At 73.1% G+C, this 12,437-nt stretch carries 9 protein-coding genes; 3 read left to right on the top strand and 6 right to left on the bottom strand.

Annotated features, from left to right (window positions below; translation table 11 throughout):
* Positions 1-140: 140 nt before the first annotated feature.
* Positions 141-770 carry a TetR family transcriptional regulator gene (locus ACFXPX_RS31100; protein WP_380644178.1) on the top strand — a complete coding sequence of 210 codons (630 nt, stop codon included), beginning with the start codon at positions 141-143 and terminating at the stop codon, positions 768-770.
* Between the two features lie 13 nt (positions 771-783).
* On the opposite strand, the gene ACFXPX_RS31105 is transcribed toward ACFXPX_RS31100, so the two are convergent.
* Positions 784-1,674, bottom strand: coding sequence for an ABC transporter permease (locus ACFXPX_RS31105; protein ID WP_375896166.1), 891 nt, complete (start codon positions 1,672-1,674; stop codon positions 784-786).
* Positions 1,671-4,547: an alpha/beta fold hydrolase gene (locus tag ACFXPX_RS31110; protein WP_380644179.1), complete on the bottom strand. Its 2,877-nt coding sequence runs from the start codon at positions 4,545-4,547 to the stop codon at positions 1,671-1,673. The genes ACFXPX_RS31105 and ACFXPX_RS31110 overlap by 4 nt, the downstream gene beginning before the upstream one ends.
* A 575-nt stretch (positions 4,548-5,122) precedes the next feature.
* On the opposite strand from ACFXPX_RS31110, the gene ACFXPX_RS31115 reads away from it, so the two are divergent.
* The gene (locus ACFXPX_RS31115; RefSeq protein ID WP_380644180.1) at positions 5,123-5,695 is read left to right on the top strand and encodes a mechanosensitive ion channel family protein; all 573 of its coding nucleotides are present in this window, start codon (positions 5,123-5,125) and stop codon (positions 5,693-5,695) included.
* A gap of 103 nt (positions 5,696-5,798) precedes the next feature.
* Here ACFXPX_RS31115 and ACFXPX_RS31120 read toward each other — a convergent pair whose 3' ends face one another.
* The 4 genes from ACFXPX_RS31120 to ACFXPX_RS31135 all read right to left on the bottom strand — a co-directional run bounded on the left by ACFXPX_RS31120 (position 5,799) and on the right by ACFXPX_RS31135 (position 8,580).
* A complete protein-coding gene (locus ACFXPX_RS31120; protein ID WP_380407565.1) occupies positions 5,799-6,266 on the bottom strand; it encodes a GNAT family N-acetyltransferase in 468 nt (155 codons plus the stop codon).
* A 1-nt stretch (position 6,267) separates the two neighbouring features.
* Entirely contained in the window at positions 6,268-7,206 is a 939-nt protein-coding gene (locus ACFXPX_RS31125; RefSeq protein ID WP_375896158.1) for an RluA family pseudouridine synthase, read from the bottom strand.
* Positions 7,207-7,273: 67 nt separating this feature from the next.
* Complete coding sequence (gene lspA / locus ACFXPX_RS31130) at positions 7,274-7,966, bottom strand: signal peptidase II (protein WP_375896204.1); 693 nt, start codon at positions 7,964-7,966, stop codon at positions 7,274-7,276.
* 146 nt (positions 7,967-8,112) lie between these two features.
* The gene (locus tag ACFXPX_RS31135; protein WP_375896157.1) at positions 8,113-8,580 is read right to left on the bottom strand and encodes a TraR/DksA family transcriptional regulator; all 468 of its coding nucleotides are present in this window, start codon (positions 8,578-8,580) and stop codon (positions 8,113-8,115) included.
* 645 nt (positions 8,581-9,225) lie between these two features.
* Between ACFXPX_RS31135 and ileS the strand changes: the two genes are divergently transcribed.
* Positions 9,226-12,354, top strand: coding sequence for an isoleucine--tRNA ligase (gene ileS / locus ACFXPX_RS31140; RefSeq protein WP_375896154.1), 3,129 nt, complete (start codon positions 9,226-9,228; stop codon positions 12,352-12,354).
* Positions 12,355-12,437 lie beyond the last annotated feature (83 nt).

Raw genomic sequence — 12,437 nt, forward strand, 5'->3', positions numbered from 1 at the left:
CCGCCGGGTGCGGGGCGACCGACCCGGCCCGACGGTCCGGGAGGCACTCCCGGGGGCACCCGGTCCTCGGGAGGAAGCTTTGCAACAACATTCCATCCCGATGGTATGTATGGGCTGTCGCGACGAGGGAGGGCAGTGGCATGGCACAGCAGGAACGGGCGCGCCGCACCAGGGAGAAGGTCCTGACGGCGGCAGCCGAGATCTTCGCCGCCCAGGGCTACGAGAGCACCACGCTGAACACGGTGGCCGACCGCATCGGCATGACCAAGGGTGCGCTCTACGGCCACTTCCCCTCGAAGGCCTCGCTGGCCCGGGCCCTGATCCAGGAGTCCCGGAGCACCTGGGCGAGCCTGCGGACCGAGTACGACACCCCGGGCACCGACCCCGCCGCGGCCCTCGAAGGCGTCATGGTCGCCCTGGCCGACCGGCTGCGCTCCGACCTGCGGCTGCGCGCCGCGCTCCGGCTCGCCGCGGACTGCCCGGACCTGGCGAACTCCCCCGACGACGTCCTCGCCGAGATGCACGTCTCGCTGACCGACCTGGTCCGCCGGGCCCAGCGCGACAGCGGCTTCCCCACCCACTGCGCGTCCCTGGTGGCCGAGTTGCTGCTGACCGTGATCCGCGGACTGCTGAACACCCGTACGGGGGGCGCCGAAGGAGGCGCGGACAGCACCCGCACCCCGGGCGGGGACCCGCTGTGGCGCCTCCTCTTCGACGCCCTGTCCGGCACCCCGTCCCCCGCCGGCGGCCCCTGCCCCGCCCTCCCCTGACCCCGACGCCCCGCTACGACACCACGTCCTTGCGGGCGAACCCCCGGAACGCCAACGCCAGCAGCACCACCGCGTACGACAGGGACAACGACACCCCCTGCACCATGCCGCCCCACTCCAACTGCGGCTGGAGGGCGTCCGCCCAGGCGTACTGCCAGTGCGCCGGCAGCCACTCCCGCAGGTCGCCCAGGGCCGTGACGGCGTCCAGCACCCCGGTGATGATCGACAGGAACACCGCCCCGCCGACCGCCCCCAGCGGCGCGTCCGTCGCCGTCGACAGCCAGAACGCCAGCGCCGCGATCACCAGCTCGCTCAGGAACACGAACGCCACCGCGATGGCGATCCGGGGCAGCGCCTCCCCGGCCGGCAGGCTGGCCCCGGCGGGCAGCTTGAGGTCCCCCCACCCGTACGCCACCGTGCCCACGACCAGTCCGATCGCGGGCAGCATGACGATCGCGACCGCCGAGAACGCCAGCCCGACCGCGAACTTGCGCACCAGCAGCCGCGCCCGCGGCACCGGCGCCGCCAGCAGGTAGCGCAGCGAGGACCAGCTGGCCTCGGAGGCCACGGTGTCCCCGCAGAACAGCGCGACGGGGATCACCAGCATGAAGCCGGTGCCGACGAACAGCATGGTGACGGCGAAGTTGGCGCCCGAGGCGGTCGCCAGGTCGATGAAGGTGGTCCGGTCGGGGCGCCCGGGGGTGCCGCCGAGCTGGAACGCCGCCAGGATGACGAACGGCATCGCCGCCAGCACCCCGCCGATCACCATCGTGCGGCGCCGCCGCAGCTGCCGCACCGCCTCGACCCGCAGCGGCAGGGTCCGGCTCGCCCGGTACCCCTGCGCGTGGTCCGTCGCGGCGGCACCGTCCCCGGACGGGACCCGATCCCTCGTACCGGCGCTCACGCCGCACCTCCGATCAACGACAGGAACGCGTCCTCCAGGCGCCGCTGCGGTCCGGCGCTCTCCACCGGGACCCCCAGCCGCACCAGCTCCGCCAGCAGCTCGCTCGCCGCGAGTCCGTCCAGCCGGACCAGCAGCCCGCCGTCGACGGCCTCCACCGAGCCGACCCCGGCCAGCGCGCCGGCCTTCTCGACCACCGACTCCGGGTCGAAGCCCGCAGCCACGCCGATCATCAGCAGCTCACCCGCGCCGACGATCTCGCCGACCGGCCCGGCCGTGACCAGCCGCCCGCGGTCCATCACCACCAGGTCGGTGCAGCTCTGCTCGACCTCGGCCAGCAGGTGGCTGGACACGATGACGGTCCGGCCGGCGGCCGCGTACCGGATCATCACCTCGCGCATCTCGCGGATCTGCGGCGGGTCCAGCCCGTTGGTCGGCTCGTCCAGGATCAGCAGGTCCGGCATCCCGAGCATCGCCTGCGCGATGGCGAGCCGCTGGCGCATGCCCTGGGAGTACGTCCGCACCGCGCGGTCCAGCGCCTCGCCGAGCCCGGCGATGGCCAGCGCCTCGTCGAAGCGGGCGTCGGCCTCCGGGCGACCGGTGGCCTGCCAGTACAGCCGCAGGTTGGCCCGCCCGGTGAGGTGCGGGAGGAAGCCGGCGCCCTCCACGAAGGCGCCGACCCGCGAGAGCACCGGCGCCCCGGGGCGGATCAGGTGCCCGAAGACCCGGATCTCCCCGGCGTCGGGCCGGATCAGTCCCATCAGCATGCGCAGCGTGGTGGTCTTGCCGGCCCCGTTCGGGCCGAGCAGGCCGAGCACCTGGCCCCGCTCCACCCGGAAGCCCAACTCCCGTACCGCGTAACGGTCCTGGGAGCCCTTGTAGCGCTTGCTCAGTCCACTGATGCGCAGCGGCACCCCGGCCAGCTCCGGATCGAACTCCGGCCCCGACGGCCCCGACGACCCCGACCGCCCCGACGACCCACCGGCCACCGTGCGCCGACGCCGCCGCACCAGCGGCAGCAGCACCAGCCCGGCGGCCACCACCACGGCGGCCACCGGCAGCATCCAGGTCCGCGCGGGCAGCGGCGCCGCCTCGGTGACCAGCTCCTCGACGGTCGGCGCGGCGAGCGCCCCGGCCACCGCCACCCGGTAGGTGGCCGGCTCGGCCGGCGAGGCGTACGCCAGGTCGGTGGACGCCAGCACCAGCCGCAGCCGGTGCCCGGCCGGGAAGTCGTGGTCCACCGCGGGCAACTGGACGGTCACCGTCCTCCCGCCGTCCGCGTCCGCGCCGGTCACCCGCAGCGGGGCCGCCAACTGCTGCGGCAGCACCGCCTTGCCGTCCGGCCCGACGTCGTACAGCTTGGCGAACAGCACCGCGTCCGGCCGGTCGGCCTTCACCCGCACCGGTACGGTCGGCTGCCCGGTCAGGTGCAGCGACTTCTCCAGCGGCGCGGATTCGAAGGCGGCGTTCTGCCCGGGGAAGTCGAGCGAGAGCCCGGCCCCGAGCGAGGCCGCCTGGCTCAGCGCGCCGATCCCCGGCAGGGTCGAGATCCCCGGCGGCGCCCCGCCGGGCGGATTGGCGACGGGCTTCTCCCCGCCGGTCAGCTCGACGGACCGGGTGCCCGTCCCGCCGAGCCCGGGGTACCGGTCGGCGTCGGCGCCGCGCAGCACGGCCTGGAAGCCGGTCGAGTCGACGCCGCCGGTCCGGGTCACCCGGAACTGCGGACCGGTGTCGTTGCCACGCCCCTTCAGGTAGTGGTCGAACCAGGCGGTGACCCGGTCGTCCACCCGGGCGCTGGTGTCCGTCCCGCCGTCGTGCCCGCCCGCGAACCAGTCCACCGAGACGGGCGCGCCGTTGGCCGCGACCGCCCGGGCGATCCGGTCGCCCTGGTCGAGCGGGAACAGCGAGTCCTGCTGGCCCTGCACCACCAGGGTGGGGGCCTTGAGCTGCGCCGCCACCGAGGACGGGCTGGACCTGTCCAGCAGCGCGACGGCCTCCGGGTCGGCGTGCCCGGCGGTCGCCACCCGGTCGTACATCTGGCAGAGCGCGTCCAGGAACCGCCCGCAGCCGACCTGCCCGTCCGCCGCCGCGTCCGCCGCAGCCCCGCTCCCGCTCCCGGCGGTGCCCGCGTTCCCGGCCCCGCTCCCGGCGGTGGCCCCACTGCGCGGCGCACCACCCGAGGGCCCGAGGTCCCCGGCCGAGCCGGTGGTGAAGAAGATCCCGGCCCACAGCTTCTTGAACACGCCGTCCGCCGCACCCGAGCCCTGCACCCCCTGGGGGAACAGCGCGTCGGCCAGGTTCCACCAGGTGATCTGGGTGGCCACCGCGTCGATCCGGTGGTCGTAGGCCGAGGCCAGCAGCGAGATCGCCCCGCCGTACGACGCCCCGGTGATCCCGACCCGGGGGTCGCCGGGCCCGTCCAGCTGCACCTCGGGCCGCTGGGCGAGCCAGTCCACCAGGTGCTTGACGTCCTCGACCTCCCGGTCGGGCGCGTTCAGCCCGATCTTCCCGCCGGAGTGCCCGAAGCCGCGCGCGGACCAGGTCAGCACCGCGTAGCCCTGCCGGGCCAGCTGCTGGGCGCGGTCCCGTTCGCCCTCCTTGGAGCCGCCGAAGCCGTGCGCGAGCAGGACGGCGGGGCGCGGGGAGGTGCCGGTGGTGAAGAAGGAGGTGTCCACCTGGACCTGCTGGGTGCTGCCGGGCGTCTCCGGCATGCTGAGGAAACGATCCTCTTGACGGACCGACTGCTCGCCGCCGGACGCCACCGCCGCCGTGCCCACCCCGGCGACCGCCACCAGGGCCACCGCCCCGGCGAGCAGCTTGCGCCGCACCGACGTTCCCCGTCCGCGCCATCGACGCCATGCCCCACCGAGCTCCATGGGGGCTGATCGTATCCGCCGCCGGGGTAGGCGTCCGATAAAGCCGCCACCCCTTTTCGTCCGGTTCCGCCCGTTGAAGGCCGGTATCGTACGGCTCACCCGCCTCTCCCCCACCGAGAAGGTCCCCCGTGCTCTGGCCGCTGATCACCCTGCTCGCCACCGTCGCCGCCACCCTCGCGGTGGGCTGGACCGTCGACCAGGCCCTCCAGCGGATCAGCGCCGGCCACCCGGAGGCCCCGGTCTGGGCACTGCTCCGCCGCTGCCGGATCCCGCTCCAACTCGCCGTCGTCTCAGCCCTGTTGCTCGCCGCCAACCCGCTGAAACGGACCTTCCACCTGACCGAGGACGAGGGCGCCCACCACCTGCTCCTGCTGCTCCTGATGGCCTCCCTCGGCTGGCTCACCGTCCGCGTGGCGGCCGCCGTCCTGGAGGCGCTGCTCCGCCGGTACGAGTCGGTCTCCGACGACCCGGCCCGGGTGCAGCGGGTGCGCACCCAGGTCGGCATGCTGCGCCGGGTGGTCAGCGCGGTGATCGTCGTGGTCACCCTCGCCGTGATGCTGCTGACCTTCTCCGCGATGCGCACCGTCGGCGCCAGCCTGCTCGCCTCGGCCGGCCTGATCGGCATCGTGGCCGGCATCGCCGCCCAGAGCACCCTGGGCAACTTCTTCGCCGGCCTGCAGATCGCCTTCGGCGACACCGTCCGGATCGGCGACACCGTGGTGGTGGACGGCCAGCAGGGCACCGTCGAGGAGATCACCCTCTCCTACCTGGTGGTCCGGCTCTGGGACTACCGCCGACTGGTCGTCCCGGTCTCCTACTTCGTCAACAGGCCCTTCGAGAACTGGACCCGCCGCGACCCCGGCCTGCTCGCCGCCGTCCTGCTCCACCTCGACCACACCACCCGGGTCGACGAGCTCCGCACCACCCTGCACACCCTGCTGGAGCGGCACCCCCGCTGGGACGGCGAGGAGTGGGCCCTCGACGTCACCGACACCACCCCCAGCACCATCCTCGTCCGCGCCACCATGACCGCCCGCACCCCCGACGACGCCGCCCGACTCCGCTTCGACATCCGCGAGCAACTCATCGCCCACCTGCGCGACGAACACCCCCACGCCCTCCCCCGCCTGCGCACCACCCCCGACTGACCCGCGCGCCCGCCCCCACCCGCACGAAAGATCCCCGCGCCCCGAAGAGGGGGCGCGGGGATCTGCGCGAACCGCCGCCAGGGCGCGTCTGCACCAACGCCTTCTAGATCACCTTCGTCATGGTCCGGTGCGGGATCCCGGCGTCCTCGTACACCGGCCCCTCCGCCGCGTACCCCAGCCGCTCGTAGAACCCGAGCGCCTGCACCTGCGCGTGCAGCTCGACCTCGACGGCCCCGCGCTCGCGCCCGGCCGCCTCGATCGCCCGGACGAGGTCCGCCCCGAGCCCCGTCCCCCGGGCCGCCGCCACCACCGCGAGCCGCCCGAGCAGCACCCGGCCCTCGACACCCCCGGTCAGCTCCAGCGCCTCGTCACCGAAGATCAGCCGCCCGGTCCCGAGCCCGGCCCCGTCCGCGCCCACGGCCAGCACGTGCACCGAGGTCGCGTCGTACGCGTCGTACTCCAGCTCCTCCGGCACGTTCTGCTCGACCACGAACACCTCGCGCCGGATGGCCCGGACCAGCTCCAGGTCCGCCTCGCCCTCGGCGACCCGGACCCGCACCGAGACGGTCATCTCAGCTCTCCGCCGCGATGATGTCCAGCGCCTTCTGCAGGTCGGCCGGGTACTCGCTGCTGAACTCGACCCACTGCCCGTCCGACGGGTGCTCGAAGCCGAGCGAGACGGCGTGCAGCCACTGCCGGGTCAGCCCCAGCCGCTTGGCCAGCGTCGGGTCGGCGCCGTACGTCAGGTCGCCGACGCAGGGGTGGCGCAGCGCCGACATGTGGACGCGGATCTGGTGGGTGCGGCCGGTCTCCAGCTTGATCGCCATCAGGGAGGCCGCCCGGTACGCCTCGATCAGGTCGTAGTGGGTGACGGACGGCTTGCCGTCGCGGGTCACCGCCCACTTCCAGTCCGAGCTGGGGTGGCGCCCGATCGGCGCGTCGACGGTGCCGCTCAGCGGGTCCGGGTGGCCCTGGACCAGCGTGTGGTAGCGCTTGTCGGTGATCCGGTCGTGGAACTGCCGCTTGAGGTCGGTGTAGGCCCGCTCGGACTTGGCGACGACCATCAGGCCCGAGGTGCCGACGTCCAGCCGGTGCACGATGCCCTGGCGCTCGGCGGCGCCGGAGGTGGAGATCCGGTAGCCGGCCGCGGCGAGTCCGCCGATGACGGTGGGGCCGGTCCAGCCGGGGCTCGGGTGCGCGGCGACGCCGACCGGCTTGTCGATCAGCACGATGTCGTCGTCGTCGTGGACGATCCGCATGCCCTCGACCGCCTCGGCCACGATCTGCACCGGGGCGGCGGGGGCGGGGATCTCGACCTCCAGCCAGGAACCGGCGGTCACCCGGTCCGACTTGCCGGCCACGGCGCCGTCGAGCGTCACCTTGCCGTCGGCGGCCAGTTCGGCGGCCTTGGTCCGGGAGAAGCCGAACATCCGGGCGAGGGCGGCGTCGAGGCGCTCGCCCTCCAGGCCGTCGGGAACGGGGAGGCTGCGGATCTGCGCTGCGGTACTCACCCGTACGAGTATGCCGGAAACCCGCCGCGCCCCTTCCCCCTCGCTGCTCCGGCCGGCGGCCTGAGGGCTACTTCCCGCTCTTCTCCGGCTGCTGGTGGACGGTCCCGTCCGGGTTGCTGCCGCGGAAGGAGAGCAGCACCACGAGGATGCCGCCGCAGACGATCGCCGAGTCGGCGAGGTTGAAGACCGCGAAGTGCTGGACCGAGATGAAGTCCACGACGTGGCCGCGGAAGACGCCCGGCGCGCGGAACAGCCGGTCGGTGAGGTTGCCGAGCGCGCCGCCGAGCAGCATCCCGAGCGCGATCGCCCACGGGAGGCTGTACAGCCGGCGGGCGATCCGCCAGATCACCACGATGACGGCGGAGGCGATCATGGTGAAGACCACGGTCAGCGCCTGGCCCATGCCGAAGGCGGCGCCGGAGTTGCGGATCACCTGGAGGGTGACGACGTCGCCGATCACCTTGATCCCCGCGTGGTTCTCCAGCTTGGCGACGACCAGCAGCTTGCTGGCCAGGTCGATCAGGAACGCCAGGACGGCGACGACCAGCAGCACCCCGACCCGGCGCGGGCCCTTGGGCTTCTCCACCGCCGTGGCACCGGCGGCGACCGCACCGTCCGCCGCGGGGACGGACTCGTCGCCCGCGGGAGCCGCCCCGCCGTCCGCGGGCCCGGTGGACTCGGCCACGGCCACCTCCACGCCATCGGCGGGGTTCGGGACGGCGTCGTCCCGGGTCTGGGGGGAACCTTGCGTACTGATGATCCGCTCCGCTGCCGATGTGAGCCCATGAGGGCCTGAACGCGTCCGTACCGACGGGTCAGGCGAGGTTACGGGGTCGAGCGTACGGCAAGCCCGACCCCCCGCGTCGCCCCGGTCGCCCGGCCCGCCGGTCCGGTCGGCGGGCTTCCTCAGCGGCGTTCCTGCTTGGCCTTGCACTGCACGCAGAGCGTCGCCCGGGGGAAGGCCTGCATCCGGGCCTTGCCGATGGCCTGCCCGCAGGACTCGCAGGTGCCGAAGCCGACGCCCTCCAGCCGCTCCAGCGCGCGCTCGGTCTGGGCGAGGCTGTCCCGCGCGTTGTTGGCGAGCGCCAGCTCGCTCTCCCGCGAGATGTTCTTCGTACCGGCGTCCACCTGGTCGTCGCCGGCTCCGTCGTTGGAGTCGCGCATCAGCCCGGAGATCGCCGCCTCGGCGGCGTCGATCTCGCCGCGCAGCCGCTCCAGGTCGCTGATCAGCTCGTCGTGCAGCTCGTGGACCTCCTCGGAGGTCCAGGGGTCCTCGCCCGGCCGGACGGGCAGCGTGGCCGGGTCGACCGACTCCGCGCCGCGCGGCACGGTGACGGTGTCGGTGCTGGTCTTCTGAGGTGCGGTAGTGGTCACGGTCCCCTCCCCTGGATCGGCCGCCACGGCCTTGCGTGCCCGCTTGGTGGCGGTACCCGCGCCGGTTGCCTTCTCAGCCATGGCTTCGACCCCATCTACGAACGAACCGAGCCGCCGGTTCCCGGCGGCCTCCAGTGCCGGAACGATAATCCCGATCAAAACCGGTCACAACATGACATACCGGCGCCTCAGGATGATCCCACCCAGGCAGCCGCCCCAGCCGCCACGCCCCGCGCGCTGACAGACTTGTGCCCACCCCACCCCCGCCTAACCGCCCCCGCCGACCGGCCCGGACGGGCCCGGACGGGCCCCCGCAACCCACTCCCCCGAATCCCTTTGGACAAACCGTCTCACCCGGCCGATACACTGGCCCTGCAAGGCGCAGATGGGACGAGTACCGACGTACGCAGCCACCAGCGACCCGGGGACGGTGCGAGCCCGGGGGTGTGCACGGCGGGAAGATCACCCCGGAGCCGCCGGAAGAACGGCCGCCACCACGGCGGCCCACTAGACCCGGCAGCAACCCAAACAAGAGGGCCGCACCGCACCACCGCGGCCAAGGAGGGTGGTACCGCGGGTCGGCGAAGGCCGTCTCGTCCCTCCGGAGGATTCAGTCCCAGCATCCGCCGGAGGTAGACACCCGCGATGAACACCTACAACCCCGTCCCCGCCCAGGTCGATCTCCCCGCCCTCGAACACCGGATCCTCTCGTTCTGGCAGGACAACAAGGTCTTCCAGCGCAGCCTGGAGCAGTCCGAGGGCCGCCCCGAGTGGGTGTTCTACGAGGGTCCGCCGACCGCCAACGGCATGCCCGGGGCCCACCACATCGAGGCCCGCGTCTTCAAGGACGTCTTCCCCCGGTACCGGACCATGAAGGGCTACCACGTCGCCCGCAAGGCCGGCTGGGACTGCCACGGCCTCCCGGTCGAGCTGGCCGTCGAGAAGGAGCTCGGCTTCTCCGGCAAGCAGGACATCGAGGCCTACGGCATCGCCGAGTTCAACGCCAAGTGCCGCGACTCGGTGACCCGCCACACCGACGCCTTCGCCGAGCTGACCACCCGCATGGGGTACTGGGTCGACCTCGACGAGGCCTACCGGACGATGGACCCCTCCTACGTCCAGTCCGTCTGGTGGTCGCTCCAGCAGATCTTCGACAAGGGCCTGCTGGTCCAGGACCACCGGGTCGCCCCCTGGTGCCCGCGCTGCGGCACCGGCCTGTCCGACCACGAGCTGGCCCAGGGCTACGAGACCGTGGTCGACCCCTCGGTGTTCGTCCGCTTCCCGCTGACCAGCGGCCCGCTGGCCGGCCGGGCCGCTCTGCTGGTCTGGACCACCACCCCGTGGACCCTGGTCTCCAACACCGCCGCCGCCGTCCACCCGGAGGTCACCTACGTGGTGGCCACCGACGGCACCGAGCAGCTGGTCGTCGCCGAGCCGCTGCTCGCCAAGGCCCTCGGCGAGGGCTGGGAGGCCACCGGCGAGTCCTTCACCGGTGCCGAGATGGAGCGCTGGGCCTACCGCCGCCCCTTCGACCTGGTCGAGATCGAGGACGCCCACTACGTCCTCAACGCCGACTACGTCACCACCGAGGACGGCACCGGCATCGTCCACCAGTCCCCCGCCTTCGGCGCGGACGACCTCGCGACCTGCCGCAAGTACGGCCTGCCGGTGGTCAACCCGGTGCTGGCCGACGGCACCTTCTCCCCCGAGGTCCCGCTGGTCGGCGGCCAGTTCTTCAAGAAGGCCGACGAGGCCCTGGTCGCGGACCTCAAGGAGCGCGGCCTGCTCTTCCGCCACCTGCCGTACGAGCACAGCTACCCGCACTGCTGGCGCTGCCACACCGCACTGCTCTACTACGCGCAGCCGTCCTGGTACATCCGGACCACCGCCGTCAAGGACGCGCTGATCCGCGAGAACGAGGCCACCAACTGGTTCCCGGAGACGGTCAAGCACGGCCGCTTCGGCGACTGGCTGAACAACAACATCGACTGGGCGCTCAGCCGCAACCGCTACTGGGGCACCCCGCTGCCGATCTGGCGCTGCGAGGAGAACCACCTCACCTGCGTCGGCTCGCTGGCCGAACTGTCCGAGCTCACCGGCACCGACCAGAGCGGCCTCGACCCGCACCGCCCGTACATCGACGCGGTCACCTTCGCCTGCCGCGACTGCGGCGGCACCGCCACCCGCGTGCCCGAGGTCATCGACGCCTGGTACGACTCGGGCTCGATGCCCTTCGCCCAGTACGGCTACCCGTACCAGAACAAGGAGCTGTTCGAGAAGCGCTACCCGGCGCAGTTCATCTCCGAGGCGATCGACCAGACCCGCGGCTGGTTCTACACGCTGATGGCCGTCGGCACCCTGGTGTTCGACAGGAACAGCTACGAGAACGTCGTCTGCCTGGGCCACATCCTGGCCGAGGACGGCCGCAAGATGTCCAAGCACCTGGGCAACATCCTGCAGCCGATCCCGCTGATGGACCAGCACGGCGCCGACGCGGTCCGCTGGTTCATGGCGGCCGGCGGCTCGCCCTGGTCGGCCCGCCGGGTCGGCCACGGCACCATCCAGGAGGTGGTCCGCAAGACCCTCCTCACCTACTGGAACACCGTCGCCTTCCAGGCCCTGTACGCCCGCACCTCGAACTGGGCGCCGTCCGCGGCCGACCCGGCCCCGGCCGACCGCCCGCAGCTGGACCGCTGGGTGCTCTCCGAGCTGAACACCCTGGTCCGCGAGGTCGACGCGGCCTTCGAGGCCTACGACACCCAGCGCGCCGGCAAGCTGCTCTCCGGCTTCGTCGACGACCTCTCCAACTGGTACGTCCGCCGCGGCCGCCGCCGCTTCTGGCAGGGCGACGCCGCCGCGCTCGCCACCCTGCACGAGGCGCTGGAGACCGTCACCCGCCTGATGGCCCCGCTCACCCCGTTCATCACCGAGCAGGTCTGGCAGGACCTCGTCGTCCCCACCGACCCCCAGGCCCCGGCCTCCGTCCATCTGGCCACCTGGCCCGAGGCCGACGAGACCCTGATCGACGCCGACCTCTCCCGCCACATGGCCCTGGTCCGCCGCCTGGTCGAACTCGGCCGGGCCACCCGCGCCGAGTCCGGCGTGAAGACCCGTCAGCCGCTCTCCCGCGCGCTGATCGCCGCCCAGGGCTGGGAGGAGCTGCCCGCCGACCTGCGCGCGCAGATCGCCGAGGAGCTCAACGTCGCCACCCTCGAATCCCTCGCCGAGGTCGGCAGCTCGCTCGTCGACACCACCGCCAAGGCCAACTTCCGCGCCCTCGGCAAGCGTTTCGGCAAGGGCGTGCAGGACGTCGCCAAGGCGGTCGCCGCCACCGACGCCGCCCGCCTCGCCGCCGAACTGCGCGCCACCGGCGAGACCGGCGTCGACCTGAACGGTGAACCGATCACCCTCTCCCCCGACGAGGTCATCATCACCGAAACCCCCCGCGAGGGCTGGGCCGTCGCCAACGAGTCCGGCGCCACCGTCGCCCTCGACCTGGCCATCACCCCCGAACTCAAGCGCCTCGGCATCGCCCGCGACGCCATCCGCCAGATCCAGGAAGCCCGCAAGAACTCCGGCCTCGACGTCGCCGACCGCATCGTCCTCCGCTGGCGCGCCACCTCCGAGGAGACCGCCGAGGCCATCGCCGAACACGGCCCCCTCGTCGCCGAAGAGGTCCTCGCCACCGACTTCGCCGCCGGCGCAGCCGACTGGACCTCCGACACCTTCACCGACGACTCCCTCGGCCTCGCCTTCCAACTCCGCAAGGCCTGACCACCCACCGAAGCCGCCGCCACCCCACCCGGGCCGCGGCGGCTTCGCCATACCCCCCACCCACCCCACCCCCCTACGGGCGC

This window comes from Kitasatospora sp. NPDC059146 (assembly GCF_042786665.1).
Classification (GTDB): Bacteria; Actinomycetota; Actinomycetes; order Streptomycetales; family Streptomycetaceae; genus Kitasatospora.